14 protein-coding genes and 1 tRNA gene are annotated in these 16,407 nt (G+C 40.0%); 8 read left to right on the forward strand and 7 right to left on the reverse strand.

Features of this window, described 5'->3' with window-relative positions; translation table 11 throughout:
* Positions 1 to 40 precede the first annotated feature (40 nt).
* Positions 41 to 1,381, reverse strand: a complete 1,341-nt coding sequence (argG, locus tag AC1M89_RS00460) for an argininosuccinate synthase (RefSeq protein WP_481613695.1) — start codon at positions 1,379 to 1,381, stop codon at positions 41 to 43.
* Positions 1,382 to 1,809: 428 nt separating this feature from the next.
* Between argG and AC1M89_RS00465 the strand changes: the two genes are divergently transcribed.
* Positions 1,810 to 3,843 carry an FAD-dependent oxidoreductase gene (locus AC1M89_RS00465; RefSeq protein ID WP_481591288.1) on the forward strand — a complete coding sequence of 678 codons (2,034 nt, stop codon included), beginning with the start codon at positions 1,810 to 1,812 and terminating at the stop codon, positions 3,841 to 3,843.
* A gap of 97 nt (positions 3,844 to 3,940) precedes the next feature.
* A tRNA-Ser gene (locus tag AC1M89_RS00470) sits at positions 3,941 to 4,030 on the forward strand.
* Positions 4,031 to 4,099: 69 nt separating this feature from the next.
* Here AC1M89_RS00470 and AC1M89_RS00475 read toward each other — a convergent pair.
* Genes AC1M89_RS00475 through AC1M89_RS00495 form a run of 5 tightly spaced genes read right to left on the reverse strand, consistent with a single transcriptional unit; the run spans position 4,100 to position 8,739 of the window.
* The gene (locus AC1M89_RS00475; protein WP_481595614.1) at positions 4,100 to 4,888 is read right to left on the reverse strand and encodes an ABC transporter ATP-binding protein; all 789 of its coding nucleotides are present in this window, start codon (positions 4,886 to 4,888) and stop codon (positions 4,100 to 4,102) included.
* Positions 4,885 to 5,901 (reverse strand): FecCD family ABC transporter permease, encoded by a 1,017-nt coding sequence (locus AC1M89_RS00480; RefSeq protein WP_481613696.1) that lies wholly within the window; start codon positions 5,899 to 5,901, stop codon positions 4,885 to 4,887. The genes AC1M89_RS00475 and AC1M89_RS00480 overlap by 4 nt, the downstream gene beginning before the upstream one ends.
* Position 5,902: 1 nt before the next feature.
* The gene (locus AC1M89_RS00485) at positions 5,903 to 6,940 is read right to left on the reverse strand and encodes a FecCD family ABC transporter permease (protein WP_481613697.1); all 1,038 of its coding nucleotides are present in this window, start codon (positions 6,938 to 6,940) and stop codon (positions 5,903 to 5,905) included.
* A 1-nt stretch (position 6,941) separates the two neighbouring features.
* Positions 6,942 to 7,892 carry an ABC transporter substrate-binding protein gene (locus AC1M89_RS00490; protein WP_481613698.1) on the reverse strand — a complete coding sequence of 317 codons (951 nt, stop codon included), beginning with the start codon at positions 7,890 to 7,892 and terminating at the stop codon, positions 6,942 to 6,944.
* A 37-nt stretch (positions 7,893 to 7,929) separates the two neighbouring features.
* A complete protein-coding gene (locus AC1M89_RS00495) occupies positions 7,930 to 8,739 on the reverse strand; it encodes a siderophore-interacting protein (protein WP_481588514.1) in 810 nt (269 codons plus the stop codon).
* Between the two features lie 232 nt (positions 8,740 to 8,971).
* Between AC1M89_RS00495 and AC1M89_RS00500 the strand changes: the two genes are divergently transcribed.
* A complete protein-coding gene (locus AC1M89_RS00500) occupies positions 8,972 to 10,294 on the forward strand; it encodes a condensation domain-containing protein (protein WP_481613699.1) in 1,323 nt (440 codons plus the stop codon).
* Between the two features lie 37 nt (positions 10,295 to 10,331).
* Here AC1M89_RS00500 and AC1M89_RS00505 read toward each other — a convergent pair whose 3' ends face one another.
* Positions 10,332 to 11,102, reverse strand: a complete 771-nt coding sequence (locus AC1M89_RS00505) for an SDR family oxidoreductase (protein WP_481608297.1) — start codon at positions 11,100 to 11,102, stop codon at positions 10,332 to 10,334.
* A gap of 160 nt (positions 11,103 to 11,262) precedes the next feature.
* Between AC1M89_RS00505 and AC1M89_RS00510 the strand changes: the two genes are divergently transcribed.
* From AC1M89_RS00510 to AC1M89_RS00530, 5 genes are all read left to right on the forward strand, one after another.
* Positions 11,263 to 12,492 (forward strand): isochorismate synthase, encoded by a 1,230-nt coding sequence (locus tag AC1M89_RS00510; protein ID WP_481608298.1) that lies wholly within the window; start codon positions 11,263 to 11,265, stop codon positions 12,490 to 12,492.
* Between the two features lies 1 nt (position 12,493).
* Positions 12,494 to 14,158 (forward strand): (2,3-dihydroxybenzoyl)adenylate synthase, encoded by a 1,665-nt coding sequence (locus AC1M89_RS00515; protein ID WP_481595608.1) that lies wholly within the window; start codon positions 12,494 to 12,496, stop codon positions 14,156 to 14,158.
* Between the two features lie 15 nt (positions 14,159 to 14,173).
* Positions 14,174 to 14,818, forward strand: a complete 645-nt coding sequence (locus AC1M89_RS00520) for an isochorismatase family protein (protein WP_481593150.1) — start codon at positions 14,174 to 14,176, stop codon at positions 14,816 to 14,818.
* A 2-nt stretch (positions 14,819 to 14,820) separates the two neighbouring features.
* Positions 14,821 to 15,054, forward strand: a complete 234-nt coding sequence (locus AC1M89_RS00525) for a phosphopantetheine-binding protein (RefSeq protein WP_481593149.1) — start codon at positions 14,821 to 14,823, stop codon at positions 15,052 to 15,054.
* Between the two features lie 119 nt (positions 15,055 to 15,173).
* A complete protein-coding gene (locus AC1M89_RS00530) occupies positions 15,174 to 16,340 on the forward strand; it encodes a type III PLP-dependent enzyme (RefSeq protein WP_481613700.1) in 1,167 nt (388 codons plus the stop codon).
* The last annotated feature ends 67 nt before the right edge of the window (positions 16,341 to 16,407 follow it).

Raw genomic sequence — 16,407 nt, forward strand, 5'->3', positions numbered from 1 at the left:
CCGCGCTCAAAGCGCGGTTTTTTTAGGACTAAACTAAATCTTAGTTTTTGTCTTTAAGTTGTGGAACAGCAGAACCTGTACCTACAGCAAGTAAACCTGCACCAGTATAGATTCCTAACTTAGCGCGTGTATCTGTAATGTCTAGGTTACGCATGGTTAATTGACCAATACGATCCATTGGCGTGAATACAGAATCACCTTTTTCCATAGTTAAGCGTTCAGCTTCATATGTAAGGTTCTCAGATTCAGTGTTCATAATAGTGTAATCGTTACCACGACGAAGTTCTAAAGTCACAGTACCTGTGATTGCTTTAGCAACCCAACGTTGAGCAGTTTCACGAAGCATAAGCGCTTGTGAGTCGAACCAACGACCTTGGTAAAGTAAACGACCTAAACGTAAACCGTTGATGCGGTACTGTTCAATGGTATCTTCGTTATGAATACCAGTCACAAGACGTTCGTAAGCAATGTGTAGAAGTGCCATACCTGGAGCTTCATAAATACCACGAGATTTCGCTTCGATGATACGGTTTTCGATTTGGTCAGACATACCTAGACCATGACGACCACCGATACGGTTCGCTTCAAGAATTAACTCAACTGGATCTTCAATACGTTGACCGTTAAGTGCAACAGGGAAGCCTTCTTCAAATGTGATTGAAACTTCTTCAGGTGCGATTTCAACGTCTTCTTTCCAGAAAGCAACACCCATAATCGGTTCAACGATTTTGATACCAGCATCAAGATGCTCAAGATCTTTCGCTTCGTGAGTTGCACCAAGCATGTTTGAGTCTGTTGAGTATGCTTTTTCTTTTGACATTTTATAGTCAAAACCGTTATCGATGAGGAACTGTGACATTTCTGCACGGCCACCAAGTTCATCGATAAATGTTTGGTCTAACCAAGGTTTGTAAATTTTAAGTGCTGGGTTCGTTAATAGACCATAACGGTAGAAACGCTCAATGTCGTTACCTTTATAAGTAGATCCGTCACCCCAAATGTTGACGTCATCTTCTTTCATCGCGGTAACAAGCATTGTACCTGTGACTGCACGACCAAGTGGCGTTGTATTGAAGTAAGGTACACCACCTGTAGAGATATGGAATGCGCCACATTGAATTGCTGCAATACCTTCTAATGCAAGTTGTAAACGGCAATCCACTAAGCGTGCTTTAACAGCGCCATAAGCTTCAGCTTTCTTTGGAATAGCATCGTAATCATCTTCATCTGGCTGACCTAAGTTTGCTGTATACGCATAAGGTTCAGCACCTTTTTGTTTCATCCACAATAGAGCTGCAGAAGTATCAAGACCACCAGAGAAGGCAATACCAACTTTTTTGCCTACAGGTACATTCTGTAAGATAGTTGCATTATCAGACATTGTTCATCCTAACGATAGAATATAGGCACCTAGAAAATTGGTAACCTGAAAAATATATTTCTTCAATTGTAGCACTTTTCATTGGTAATTTTTTTTAAAAAAAGATACGTGGTGCAAAAATATTAGAATAAGTAGCAATATTTCGTCGAAACTCAGAAGTAATAGGTAGTGCTTAATCTAATTCATGATTTCTTCTTGAAAAGAATACAGCGCATTTATGAAGATTTTTATGCATCAATTTATTTTATTGCAATTTTTCAAAGCGAACTTAGTGAAAAATATTTTTTGTAAGTGATTGAATATTAATATCTAATTTCATAGTTGGTAATTTATTATAGAAAAAGAAAAAAAATTGCCATAAACAGTTATGAAAAAAGAAGTATAGTTTTATGCAACAAGTTGCAAAGCCCATAAAATAAGGAATTGCCATGACAACTCGCTATGCAAATATATTAAAACCTCTCGATCTTGGTTTCACTACCCTCAAAAATCGTGTCGTGATGGGATCGATGCATACCGGTCTAGAAGATCGTTTTTATAATTATCCTAAATTAGCAGCATATTTTGGTGAACGTGCTAAAGGGGGCGTAGGTCTCATCATTACAGGTGGTATTTCGCCTAATCGTCAAGGCTGGCTCCTTCCAGCTGGTGGCACAATGAATACCTTAGGTGATGTTGCCCCACACCGATTAGTGACACATGCAGTTCATAAACATGGTGCAAAAATTTTAATGCAAATTTTGCATTCAGGGCGTTATGGTTATCAACCTTTTGTGGTTTCTGCAAGCCCAATAAAATCGCCGATCTCACCATTCAAACCACGACAAATGTCAGAAAAACAAATTTTGGATACGATTCAAGATTATGCGGCTACAGCAAGTATCGCGAAAAAAGCTGGCTATGATGGTGTTGAAATCATGGGATCAGAAGGCTATTTGCTGAACCAATTTATGAGTCGTCATGTCAATCAACGTACAGACCAATGGGGGGGTGAAATAGAAAACCGTATGCGCTTTGCAGTTGAAATTGTTAAGGCAATTCGCGCGAAAGTTGGCGAAAAATTTATCATTTGTTTCCGTTTATCTATGCTCGATTTAGTTCACGACGGTAATACAATGAATGAAGTGATCACCGTCGCTAAAGCGCTAGAAGAAGCGGGTATCACATTATTGAATACAGGTATTGGTTGGCATGAAGCTCGTGTGCCAACAATTGTAACCTCTGTTCCTCGTGCGGCATTTGTAGATTATACCGCAGAGGTGAAAAAACATGTGTCTGTGCCTGTGATTGCATCCAACCGAATCAATATGCCTGAAACTGCCGAAGCTATTTTGGCTGAAGGTAAAGCCGACATGATTCAAATGGCTCGACCATTATTGGCAGATGCTTTCTGGGTGAATAAAACGGCAACTAATCGTGTTGATGAAATCAATACGTGTATTGCGTGTAATCAGGCTTGTTTGGATCATACTTTCAAAAATAAACGTGCCACATGTTTAGTGAATCCACGTGCAGCCTATGAAACTGAACTGGTTTATTTAAAAACCAAGAAGCCAAAAAAAGTAGCTGTTGTGGGTGGTGGTGTAGCTGGAATGTCGGCAGCGACCGTTGCTGCCAGTCGTGGTCATCAGGTTACTTTATTTGAAGCCACTAATGATGTAGGGGGACAATTCAACTTAGCGAAAGTTGTTCCTGGGAAAGAAGAATTTCATGAAACCATTCGCTATTTTAAAGTCCAAATTGAGCGCACTGGGGTTGAACTTCGTTTAAATACTAAAGTTAATCGTGAACAGCTTGAGCGTGAAGGCTTTGATGAAGTGATTGTTGCGACAGGCGTTGTACCACGTGCATTGAAGATTGAAGGAAGTGATGCACCACAAGTTTTATCTTATGCAGAAGTATTAAGAGGTGCGCCTGTGGGTCAAAAGGTAGCAGTAATTGGTGCTGGTGGTATCGGATTTGATGTGTCAGAGTTTTTATTAAAACCTGAACATCAGCCACAGCCACAACCTTTGGCAGAATGGAAACGTGAGTGGGGAGTTGATCCTGATATTCAGTATGTTTCTGAAGGTGGTTTACAACCTGCTGAAGTGGATCATCCAGTTCGCGAAATATATTTATTGCAACGTAAGACAACGCCTTTGGGTATAGGATTAGGTAAAACCTCTGGTTGGGTTCACCGCGCCCAATTAAAAAAACATCATGTGAAAATGTTGCGTGGCGTTCAATACAAATCAGTGAGTGATGAAGGTCTGTGGATCGAAGTTGGTGGGCATGATCAATTATTACGAGTCGATACTATCGTTGTTTGTGCAGGGCAAGAATCTGTTAAAGAGATTATGCCATCAGAGACTGAAACAACTTTAGCAAAATATCACATTATTGGTGGTGCAAAGCTTGCTGCTGAGCTTGATGCTAAGCGTGCGATTCGTGAAGGTGCTGAAATTGCAGCCAAAATTTAATAAATTTGAATCATTTGGTGAAACTATATTCACTTGAATGGTTTGATTGTAATTTTTACTTGTCATGATATGAAAAGCTTCGTATTATGGCGCACATGGAAGCGTGGCAGAGCGGTTTAATGCACCGGTCTTGAAAACCGACGAGGGTGTGAGTCCTCCGTGAGTTCGAATCTCACCGCTTCCGCCAAATTCAAAAAGCCCTGACAAATGTCAGGGCTTTTTTCATTCTATATATTCAAGCTTTTTATTCGAGTGTTTAATCACCAAACTTATTTGGGATGACCAGTAACCTTTTTTTGAGTTGATCATCTTCAACCAGCCTGACTTCAGCATCTAAGTTATAGAGTTGATGAACTAATTGCTTTGTTAAAACATCTTCTGATTTTCCTTGTGCAATGATTTGACCATCTTTCATGGCAACTAGAAAATCGGCACAGCGTGCAGCAGTGGCTAATTCATGTAGAACCATCACTATGGTTTTACCTTGTGAGGCTAGAGAGCGGACTAAATTTAAAATATCGGCTTGATGACCGATATCGAGCATACTGATTGGTTCATCTAAAAGAATTAAAGGAGTTTGTTGTGCGAGGACCATTGCGATCCATGCACGTTGACGTTGACCTCCTGATAGATTGCTTAAATTTTGATTTTTTAATTCGCTTAAATGGGTCGCAGACAAGGCGTCATCAATCGCTTTTTGGTCTTCGATGTTGAGTCGTTTAAACCAACCTTGGTGTGGAAAACGACCGAAGCGCACTAACTGCTCAACTGTCATGCCGTTGGGTGCAGTTACATGCTGTGGAAGTAATGCAAGTTGTTTAGCGAGCAACTTTTTACTGAGTATATTCAGTTGATTTTTTTCCCAAATGACTTCGCCTTGATCATAAGGATGAATTTGAGCAATACATTTTAACAAGGTCGATTTTCCACAGCCATTTGGACCAATGAGGACGATGACTTGACCCTGCTGAAATTCAGCATTGATACCCTTCAAAACTTGATGATGATTATATCCAGCACTTAATTGATTGATGATTAAACTCATGTACGACTCATACTTCTAGAATGACGATATAACAACCACAACAACAGTGGACCACCAACCATGCCACTAATAATGCCTGCGGGAATTTCGACAGGGGCAAGCAAATTTTTTCCAAGTAAATCAGCACTTAAAACCATTAATGCACCAATACACATGGTTGGGAAAATCGGAAATAAATGATGAGGAAATGATTTAAATGCGATGATTGGTGCGGCAATAGCCACGAATCCAATGGGGCCCGCAATACTGACAGCGGTCCCAGCGAGAAACGCAGCAATAATAATGAGCATCAGTCTAATTTTAGGTAAGGGTTCTCCTAGACTATCAATGACAGAATCAGGGAGAACCATTGCACTAAATAGTCGCCGCCACAGCACAATAATACTGACAAGCAGCATGATAAAAATCGAAGTTGGTAGCAAGCTGCTGTAGCTTCGACCAATCAAACTACCACTACTAAAAATTAAAATATTACTGGTGTGCATTACTGGCAGTGTCGCAAGGATAAGGTCAAAACTGGCTTTCATGAGTGTTGCAATTCCGACCCCGATGACCAAAATACGATACCCCTGTGTTCCTACGCCGCCTGAAGCAATTAAAATAAAAAAAACACAGAAGATCGCACCCATTAATGCTTGCCACCATTGACCTAACATACTAGAACTTGAGAGGAGAATGGTGAATGCCAAAGCAAGCACTGCACTGTCACTGATACCAAAAACATCTGGGCTCGCAAGAGGGTTTTTGGTGATAATTTGAAGAATGAGACCAGATAAGGCGAGTGCAGCGCCAATCAATAAAGCTGCCAAAAGTCGAGGTAATCTAATCTTTTCAACGAGAAGTTGATGTGGAGCTGACGCATTGCCTGTCAATACATTCCATAGCGTATTCAAATTTAATGTGATTTCGCCGTAAATCAGGCTAAATAAACTAAGTGATATCAGTAAAATCGCAATGATTATCCAAGCCTTTATCGCTGATTTTTGTTTTAAACGACTCAACAGAGAAGACATATTATTTCTCCGCTTGAATGATATTTTGTAAGTTATTTTGACGCACCATCCATATCAAAATAGGCGCACCTAATAAGGCTAAAAGAATACTGACAGGGGCTTCGAAAGGTTGCACGACTGCACGTGCAATAATATCCGCGATCAGCAACAACAACATGCCAAATAGTCCGCTATAGATGAGTTGTTTCTGAATACTCTGAGCACCAATAGCTCGTGCAAAGTAGGGTGCAATCAAGCCTAAAAAGGCAATTGGTCCTGTTAATGCAACGGCACTTCCAGTTAATAAAACCACAGCTAAAATGCAGAATGCATCAAGTGGTTTCGTATTTAAGCCTAAGCTATTCGCCAGTTGATCACCAACTAAACTAAGACCTAGAGGGCGTATTACCAATATAGCGATGATGAGTCCGATCGCCATTAAAATTAGTGCAAGACCAAGATATTGAATATCGACGCGATTGAGCGAACCCAAAACCCAAAAACGATAGTCGTCTAAACCATTTTGGAAACTCAGAAGAATGGCAGCCATAAAACCTTGGAATGTACTGGTGATCGCCAGTCCAGCCAAGACTAAACGTGTAAGTGAGCTTTGATCTGTCATTTGACGAGGGGTAATGGCAAAAACCAATAAGGCACTCACTAATGCACCAACTAGCGCCCAAAAAAATAGTCCGAAGGTATCCATTTGAAGAACAATGGCCAAAACAATGGCAAGAGATGCACCACTATTAATTCCGATTAATCCACTATCAGCCAAAGGGTTTTTAAGCAAGTTTTGAAGGATGACGCCTGAGATCGCTAAAGCTAATCCGACACTCACCGCCGCAATAGTACGTGGAATTCTAATTTCCAATAGGGGAGTGATTGGTTCTAAGGACCATTGACTTAGTGCCTGAAGAATAAGTTGCAAACTGTCTGTAAAGTAGGGCTGACCAGCGCCGTACGCGATCGATAAAACAGTGCAACATAAAATAATCAAGCTAAGCACGATTCCCATTAGCGGGAATCGGTCAAGTACAGTTGTAGCATTCGTCAGCATGTTAATTGCGGAGATGCATCAATACATCATCAATGGCATGTCGAGCAGCATGTGGTCCACCTATGCCAGTCCACATAGATGCATCAACCACGAAATAATGCTTGTTTTTTGCAGCATTAAGACGTTGGAATTCTGGTAATTTTTCTAGTTCTGCCAGTTGCTTATCTGCGTTTAGATGACTGCCAATGATGAGCCAGTCTGCATCAATTTGATCAAAACGCTCTCGACTGATTGGAGGCGTATGGCTTGCACCTGGTTGTTGCTGATGTTGAGGTCGTGTTAAGCCAATATCTTTTAAAACTTGGCTCGCAAATGAATCATTTAGCATATACACAGGTCCATTGGCTGTCCAACGAATGACACTGACTGATTGACCTTGTTGAGCATGTAATTTCTGTTGAGCTTCTTGCGCATATTGATCGTACGCTTCTAGAGCTTTTTGGGCTTGTTGTTCTTTGTTTAATAAATGAGCTACCTTTTTGAAACTGTCTTTCCATGGCTCGCCGCGTGCAAAACTGACTGCAGTGGGTGCAATTTGCTGCAATTGATTAATCATTTGTGTATCAATCATGCTTCCAGCAATAATTAAGTCAGGTTGTAACGTGAGAATTTGTTCCATGCTCGGTTGTCCAAAGTTACCGACGGAGGCGATTTGTTGTGTTTCATTTTTGAGGTAATCTGGAAAATTACTTTGACCTCGAACATAACTACTGCCTATAGGTTTTATTCCAAGCGCAATAGCACTATCCAAATCAAGTTCACTTAAAACCACAACACGTTGTGGCTGTACAGGAATTGTGACTTGACGACCTAAAGCATCTTCAATTTGTCGTGTCGTATTTATTTGAGATTCAACCGTCGCTTTATTGTCTCGTGAAGAAGGTTCATTTGACTGAGAGCATGCTGTGAAGAGAGTGATAGCACTCAACATAATTGCAATTTTATATTTCATATCTTTCTACATATTTCATTAAAATAATTCTATTCACTTATTCAACGGCATCCATCACTTGATGGCGTTCCTCATGATAAGCCTCTTCGTTGTGACCTTGCTTCCAATAAGGCACAGCATATAAATTGCTTTTGGGTAGCTGAAAGTTTTGTCTCAGTATTTTACGAAGTTCAACCACCGTTGAATTTTCACCCGCCAGTGATACTGAAATATCTTTATTTTTCCAGTCTAAGTTTTGCAAAGAATGACGGATGTTATTATTCAATTCATGAGGGCCTTTGCACCAATGAAGCTTAATGTGTTCAGGTTTATTCAGATGTATTTGGTCTGAATCATCTTCGATTTCGATCCAAACTTCACCATGAGCGTCTTTTGGTAATTGTTCAAGAGAGGCAGCGATCATCGGGATTGCTGAAAGATCTCCAACAAAAATCCAATATTCTGCATCGATTTTAAAACGTGCTGGTCCTCCTGGACCGGCTAGACCTAACAGATCACCTGGACTCGCATGCTTTGCCCAATCAGCCGCTATACCAAAATCTTCATGTCTTACAAAATCGATGACTAAAAGTTGCTGTTCTTCATCGAAATCTCGAACAGTATATGTCCGCGTAATTGGTTTCTTTCCATTTGGCCACGTAATTTTGCCTAAAGAATTTCGAAACGGGAGGTCAGGTGCTTGTTGATCAGGGTTAGGAAAAAACAATTTGATGTGCGCACCACCATCACATTTTGCATAACCTGTGAAATCTTCACTTTTAAACTTAATACGCTGTAAATGAGTGGAAATTTGTTCTGTTGAATGGACAGAAATATGTCGAGCTAGAGGAGGAGATTGTGTCGTCATTATTTAATCTTCTGTACTTATCAATGGAGTGAAGATCGTCGATACAGTAATACGTGCGTCAGTCGACAGATTTGAATGGTTATTAATCTAAATCAAACAAATTAAATTTGCAAATGATAATCATTATATTTAATAATCTTTTTGTGCCAAAGTGTAATCACAAAATATGAAGGTTCGGATATTTTGTAAAGCTTTGATTTTATAATGAAAATTAAATATATGCGGTTGTCTTATGCAAATCAATGAATCCCATGATCTATTAACTCGTGCACAACACAGTATGTGGAAAGGACATCATTATCATGGCAGTTATCCTTTTCATACGGCGGAGTGGTTGGTGATTGAGGGACCATTAGATCGAGAGCTTTTTCAAAAAGCAGTTTATCTCACATTAAAGGAAGCTAAATCGCTTCATTGGCGAGCTTTAGTTCAGGGCGAACACGTCTATCGAGTAGATGATGTGACGATACGGAAACCTAGCTTCGTTGATTTATCTCAGCTTGATGAGGAGGAAATTTTAGCGTGGGCTGAAAAAGAAGTAGAACCAGCATTTAATTTAGAATCGGGTCATTTATATGATTATGTATTTGCACACTTAGGTGAGCAAAAGTATGGATTATTTTTTAAAGCGCATCACGTTGCATTAGATGGCTACGCTTACGGACTGATGATTAGCCGATTTATTGATTATTATCAATCTCTCAAAAATGGTACTGAATTAAAAATTAAAGGGTTCGATCATTATGAAAAGTTTATTGCAGAAGAACAGCACTACCTTCACTCTGAAAAAGCTAAAAAAGATTTAGACTTTTGGAAGGCTAATTTTTCGTATGAGAAAGCCCCTAAGAAACGACTTAAACAAAAATTAAAAGAACCATTTTCACAAGGGCCGCGTTATGAAGAGGTAATTGATTGGCCTACACAGCTACAATTAAATGCGTTAGCAACTGAATTAAAATTGCCCAGTGCTCTTATCGTCATGGCAGTGATGATGAGTTATTTAATAAAACAGTCTAAAGATCCTCAACAATGCTTTGGGGTACCTTTTATGTCTCGGTTGGGTACTTCATCTATGCGTATTCCTTGCTTAGTCATGAATATCCTGCCATTAAGGTTGGGCATTACTGGACAAGAAAACTTAAAAGAAATCATTTTATTATTAACGAAAAGGTTTGCCGAAATTCGACCGCATCAGCAAAGCTATTTTGAGCAAATGCGATTTGTATTAGAAGATTTTGATCCCTATGAAAATATCTTGTTTGGACCTATTGTGAATTGGATTCCTTATCCTTTACCTGAACATTTCGAAGGGTGTAAGTTAACAAAAACAACCATATCCGCTGGCCCAATTGAAGACTTTGATACCGCGATTACCAATAAGTTTGTTAATGGTATTGAGCGTTTGTATCTCGCTATTGACGGCCATAAAGAACTTTATGATGTGCCAAGTCTCAAAGCTTATTGGTATGATTTTATGGGGATGATGAAAACTTGGTTAGCTCAACCAGAACTTGTTTTTGAACAACTTCAAATTCACAAACCACTGCCAGAATAGTCTGGCAGTTTATCCTTTGAATGAGGCAATAGGGCTGTTACACGCCTAGAGTTGCTCCACCATCAACCACTAATTCGTGCATTGTGATTTGGCGTGCTTGCTCTGAAAGTAAAAACATCACGGCATTGGCAATATCTTCAGCCTCAGCAATCTTTTGCAATGGAATACCATTTCGGAATTGTTCTAGATTTCCGTTGACAATGCCTGCTGGAGGGCGATCCTCAGTCCATAGTTGTTTTTGCATTTGTGTAAGGGTTGAGCCAGGTAAAACTAAGTTACAGCGAATATTGTGAGGCGCGAGTTCCAACGCGAGATTTTTAAAATAGTGACTCACTGTAGCTTTGGTCGTTGCATACAGACCCATATTCATTCTTGGAATGAGGGCTGCATTTGAACTGATGCTCACAATCGCACCTTCTCTTTGCGGAATCATTTGGTGAGCGACCCAACGACTAAGTTCGGCAGGGCCAATGAAATTTATCGACAAATTTTCATGCCATTGTTCAACAGATGTATTTAATAAAGATCCAATTTCTAAGACCCCCACAGCATTCACTAACCCCGTGATCGTACCTTTAAAAAGTATCGAATTTTCAATGTGCTGAATAATCTCATTGGTCTTACGAATGTCACAGCTGATGTGGTCTAGATGGTTGAGTGATGCTTCAGGAATTAATTTAAAAAGTTCCCATTGATTGATGTCAACAATCCGATCAATTGCGATGACTTGATGATCCTTCTGCAATAGTTGACGACAAATTTCAGCACCAATTCCTCTGGCTGCACCCGTCACGATATATAAACCCATTTAAGTATCCTTTAATTTTATTAACAAATTGAAACGATAATCATTTTCAATTGGGAATAATAATTATTATATTGGTTGCGTTCAACTCCTAGAGGTTGTCCTTTTGTGAATGTTGAAAGTTTGATGCACGCAGTGCGAACAGATAATCGTGAGAACAAATATGTTGCCAATAGAACCGTCAGTTTTTCAAAATATGATAGGCATAAAAAAGGAAGAGTTAATTGAGGAAGATCAACCTGGCTTCGTGTTCGCAACGCCAACGGGAACCATTTCAAGTAAAAAGTTAGTTGAACATATCGAATTTGATCGAGCTTCTCATTTAAATTTTAATCAGCAGCAAGCACAGTGGCTCGAACAAGCAAAATCTGCACTACAAAAAAAAATCGAATTAACAGCGAATAAAGATCTTATTTTGGTCGGGAGCTTGCCTTTTGATCATCGAGATTTACCAGAAATCTCGATTGCGGAAGCAAAAAACACATTTGTAAATGAGCGCATTGATCAATCGGCTCAGTCTTCTCTTAATGATCAAGTGCAAGCGACTCTCATCCCAGCACAAGAGGAATACATTGCTGGTGTCGTTAAATTGGTTGAATTGATGAAGTCATCACCGCTAGAAAAAGCAGTATTGGCTCGGGCAATTGATCTTAAAACCCAACACAAAATTAATATTATTGATTTATTTTACCAGTTGTTGGCCTCTAATCCTGATGGCTATACATTTGCATTGGCCCAAAACCCAAAACAATCTGGTTGGTTTATGGGGGCAAGTCCAGAACTTCTCGTTGCGAAGCAAAATGATTATTTGTTTAGCCATCCAGTTGCAGGAACATTAGCACGTCATTCAGATCCAACACTGGATCAACAACAAGCTGAAAAATTGCTTGCTTCGCAAAAAGATCAGCATGAACACGCCGTAGTTATCGAAGCCATTGCAGATCAACTCGCTCCCTTGTGTAAAACGCTCAATATCCCAAAATCACCTTCACTGATTAAAACAGAGGCGGTTTGGCACTTGGCGACCAAAATTCAGGGAACGTTGAAAGATCCAGAGCAACATATCTTTGATGTGGTCTCAATTTTACATCCAACGCCAGCAGTCTGTGGACAACCAGCCCCTATGGCTCGCCAGTTGATTTCGGAACTAGAGCCTTTTAACCGTAACCTTTTTGCTGGAACCATGGGGTGGTGTGATGCCCGAGGGAATGGTGCTTGGGCAGTGAATGTACGTTGTGGGCGTATCTTTGACCATTATGCGCGTCTTTATGCGGGTGCAGGAATTGTTGAAGCTTCACAGCCGAACAGTGAACTGTCAGAAACCATCGTGAAATTTAAAACGATGTTAAATGCATTGGGTTTAGATTCTCAGCACTTAAATCATGGGGAATAAAATGAATGCAAATGTAAATGACGAGTCTTTGCTCTGGGATGGCATCGTGCCATACCCAGAAGATTTCGTAGAACGGTACATTCAAAAGGGATATTGGAAAGGTCAAACCATTTCTGAATTTTTTCAAGAATCAGCCCAGAAATTTGCCAATCAGGTGGCATTGATTTGTGGTGATCGCCAGTATTCTTATCAAGAGCTGAATCAAAATATTGAACAATTTGCAGTCTTCTTGACTAAACAAGGCTATGGGCTGGCAGATGCTGTTGTGATTCAAATGCCAAATATAGCAGAGTTTTTTATTGCTTATTTTGCAGCTTTGCGGATAGGGATGCGACCAGTGATGAGTTTACCAGCACACCGTCATGCCGAAGTAAGTCATTTTATTCAGCAAACAGATGCCAAATTGTATATCTGTGCAGATAAGCATCTAGGCTTTGATTACAGATCCTTAGCGCAAGAGTGCCAGCGCAGATGTCCGACTTTACAGCAAGTGATTGTCGTTGGTGATGCAGGCGATTTTGATCCTTGGCCGAATCTTGCATCGTTTAAAAATCATATGGTTTCAAAGCCCAAATTAACGGCTCGCCATGTGGCTTTTTTTCAACTTTCAGGGGGCAGTACTGGCACACCGAAACTTATACCACGAACACATGATGACTATTTGTATAGTGTTCGTGCCAGTGCAGATATTTGTGAACTTGATACAGAAAGCCGTATGCTTATGGTGCTTCCTGTAGCACATAATTTCAGTATGAGTTCGGCTGGTTCATTGGGGCTATTTTATGCAGGTGGAACACTTATTTTAGCGAAAGATCCTTCTCCCCAAACTGTATTTCCACTCATTGAATCGCACAATATCACGCATGTTGCTCTTGTCCCTGCATTAGCAGCAACATGGGCTGAAGCTGTTCAAAATGGCGGAACAAATATTTTTAAAAAATTAACGGCCTTACAGGTCGGTGGAGCAAGGTTGCCAGATGCTTTAGCTGAAAAGTTGATTGATCAATACCAATGCCGATTACAACAAGTATTTGGTATGGCAGAAGGCTTGGTGAATTACACGCGTTACGATGATCCGAAAGAAGTCATTATAGGTACCCAAGGTTCCCGTATAAGTCCAGATGATGAAATAAAAATCGTCGATGAGGAGGATCACGAGCTGCCATTGGGTGAGGTGGGGCATCTTTTAACTCGCGGCCCTTATACCATTAGAGGTTATTATAGGGCTTCAGAACATAATCGAAGTGCTTTTACCTTAGATGGATTTTATCGCACTGGTGATTTAGTACGATTAACGCCAGAAGGCAATATTATTGTTGAAGGACGAAGTAAGGAACAAATTAATCGTGGCGGTGAAAAAATCGCGACGGAAGAAGTCGAACAGGTTTTAAATCAACACCAACAAATCATCTTGTCTGCCTTGGTTGCACAACCAGATCCAAAGTTAGGAGAAAAAAGTTGTGCATTTATTCAATGGCGACCTAACGATCAAGATGCATCAGAAACAAGGCTGAAACTGCAAATTAGACAATTCGTTCAAGCATACGGTCTGGCGACCTATAAGATCCCAGATCGCATCGAATTTATTGAAGAAATGCCTTATACGGCATTAGGGAAAATCGACAAGAAACAACTCAGAAAACGCCTCACCGAAGACACGATTTAACTAAGGAAATAAAATATGGCAATCCCACGTATTGCAAGTTATCCCATGCCATCTGCTCAAGATTTTCCAGTTAACAAAGTTGATTGGACTTTAGATGCGTCACGGTCGGTTTTATTGGTACATGATGTTCAGCAATATTTTTTAGATTTTTACGATCAGACCCAAGCGCCCATTCCCACATTAATCCGAAATTGTAAAGCCCTTATTGATCAGGCACATGCACTAGGAATTCCAGTCTATTACACCGCACAACCTGGAGATCAGACGCAAGAACATCGTCAACTATTAACGGATTTTTGGGGTAAAGGTTTGTCAGCTGATCCAGCATTGACCAAAATTATTGATCCACTTCAACCAAAAAATGAAGACACCGTGCTGACAAAATGGCGCTATAGCGCATTTAAAAAAAGTGATTTTGAGCAGCAAATCAAACAAGCCAATCGCGATCAATTAGTGATTTGTGGAGTATATGCCCATATTGGTTGCTTATTAACAGCTGCCGAAGCATTTATGTTGGATATTCAAGCATTTATGGTGGGTGATGCCTTGGCGGATTTTAGCCGAGAAGAACATGATCTTGCACTAAAGTATGCGACTGGGCGCTGTGCAAAAGTCATGGATACTCAGACTGTGATTAACGCCTTAGGTCAGGGGCAATGATCATGAATGAATTAAGCATGATTGAGTTAAAAAATATGGTCGCTCATCAATTGAATTTACCTGTAGATGAAATTCAGCAGGAGGATAATTTATTTATGTTAGGACTTGATTCAGTCAGTCTTATGACGCTGGTTGGATTGCTACGTGAAAAAGGCTTTCAAATTGAATTTCAAGATCTGGTGGAGGAGCCAACGTTGAATGAATGGAGTGATCGTCTTAGATTGGATAGAGATTGATGTAAGACTAATGTGCATACCTTGAAAATCAACACATGCACAATCAACGGCCCTAGCCAAAGTACTTATAGCCAAAGGCCATTTTCGTTAAATTATTCGCTAACGTGAGTGGATCTTACATGCAATTAGAAAAATACTATTCTGATCAACAATGGAAAAAAATCCAAAATTTTGCCGAAACAAAGCAAAGCCCTTTTTTAGTTGTTGATTTAGATCAAGTGCAAACTCAATTTATTGAGTTGCAAAATAGCTTTCCAAAAGCCCATATTTATTATGCAGTGAAAGCAAATCCAGGTCGTGAAATTATTCATAAACTTGATCAACTTGGCTCATGTTTTGATGTTGCATCAATTTATGAGTTAGACAAAGCGCTTGAATGTGGAATTCATCCAGATCGTATTTCATACGGTAATACTATTAAAAAAGCTTCAGACGTTGAATACGCTTACCAAAAAGGAATCCGTTTATTTGTCACTGATGCTGAAGCAGATCTCGCCCAAATAGCCGAATTCGCACCGAACTCTAAAGTCTTTGTCAGGGCAATGGTAGAGTCAGGAGGTACAGCAGATTGGCCACTATCACGTAAATTTGGATGCCATCCAGATATGGCGGTTGATTTAATGGTGAAAGCTAGACAATTGGGTTTAATACCCTTTGGCGTGTCATTCCATGTCGGTAGTCAGCAACGTGATGTCACTGTATGGCGTTCAGCTTTAACGATAGTGAAGCAAATATTTAATACTTTGAAAGAACAATACGGTATCAGTTTACAATTAATCAATTTGGGTGGTGGTTTCCCAGCACATTACTTAGCTGATGTTGACAGTATTCAAAGTTATGCGCACGAGATTCAACGCTATCTTGATGAACACTTTGATGATCAGGTGATATTATTTTTGGAGCCAGGCAGATCGTTGGTGGGTAATGCTGGTGTGATTGTTTCAGAGATTGTTCTTATCGCCAATAAATCAGCACATGATGATAAACGATGGGTCTACACGGATGTGGGCGTCTTTAATGGACTAATTGAAACTTTAGGTGAGATGATCAAATATCCTATATACACACCTAAAATGCATTCAGCACCTGAGCATTCAAGTGTTGTGCTTGCAGGCCCGACCTGTGATTCAACTGATATCATGTATGAAAAAGTGCCTTATCAGTTACCTAAAAACTTGAGCATTGGAGATCGACTCTATTGGTTAAGTACTGGAGCTTATACAACCTCTTATGCTTCGGTCGAATTTAATGGTTATCCACCTTTAAAAACGTTCTATTTAGATTGATTTAAGAAATGGTGCTATGTGGTTGGTAGTCAGTCGCTCAAGCTGCGAGCCACATAGCCTAACCCTC

The organism is Acinetobacter sp. ANC_7635, assembly GCF_056779945.1.

Excerpts from the sequence above, each read along its gene's own strand:
- argG (WP_481613695.1), bottom strand. The coding sequence starts at position 1,381 with ATGTCTGATAATGCAACTATCTTACAGAATGTACCTGTAGGCAAAAAA.
- AC1M89_RS00465 (WP_481591288.1), top strand. The coding sequence starts at position 1,810 with ATGACAACTCGCTATGCAAATATATTAAAACCTCTCGATCTTGGTTTC.
- AC1M89_RS00475 (WP_481595614.1), bottom strand. The coding sequence starts at position 4,888 with ATGAGTTTAATCATCAATCAATTAAGTGCTGGATATAATCATCATCAA.
- AC1M89_RS00480 (WP_481613696.1), bottom strand. The coding sequence starts at position 5,901 with ATGTCTTCTCTGTTGAGTCGTTTAAAACAAAAATCAGCGATAAAGGCT.
- AC1M89_RS00485 (WP_481613697.1), bottom strand. The coding sequence starts at position 6,940 with ATGCTGACGAATGCTACAACTGTACTTGACCGATTCCCGCTAATGGGA.
- AC1M89_RS00490 (WP_481613698.1), bottom strand. The coding sequence starts at position 7,892 with ATGAAATATAAAATTGCAATTATGTTGAGTGCTATCACTCTCTTCACA.
- AC1M89_RS00495 (WP_481588514.1), bottom strand. The coding sequence starts at position 8,739 with ATGACGACACAATCTCCTCCTCTAGCTCGACATATTTCTGTCCATTCA.
- AC1M89_RS00500 (WP_481613699.1), top strand. The coding sequence starts at position 8,972 with ATGCAAATCAATGAATCCCATGATCTATTAACTCGTGCACAACACAGT.
- AC1M89_RS00505 (WP_481608297.1), bottom strand. The coding sequence starts at position 11,102 with ATGGGTTTATATATCGTGACGGGTGCAGCCAGAGGAATTGGTGCTGAA.
- AC1M89_RS00510 (WP_481608298.1), top strand. The coding sequence starts at position 11,263 with ATGTTGCCAATAGAACCGTCAGTTTTTCAAAATATGATAGGCATAAAA.
- AC1M89_RS00515 (WP_481595608.1), top strand. The coding sequence starts at position 12,494 with ATGAATGCAAATGTAAATGACGAGTCTTTGCTCTGGGATGGCATCGTG.
- AC1M89_RS00520 (WP_481593150.1), top strand. The coding sequence starts at position 14,174 with ATGGCAATCCCACGTATTGCAAGTTATCCCATGCCATCTGCTCAAGAT.
- AC1M89_RS00525 (WP_481593149.1), top strand. The coding sequence starts at position 14,821 with ATGAATGAATTAAGCATGATTGAGTTAAAAAATATGGTCGCTCATCAA.
- AC1M89_RS00530 (WP_481613700.1), top strand. The coding sequence starts at position 15,174 with ATGCAATTAGAAAAATACTATTCTGATCAACAATGGAAAAAAATCCAA.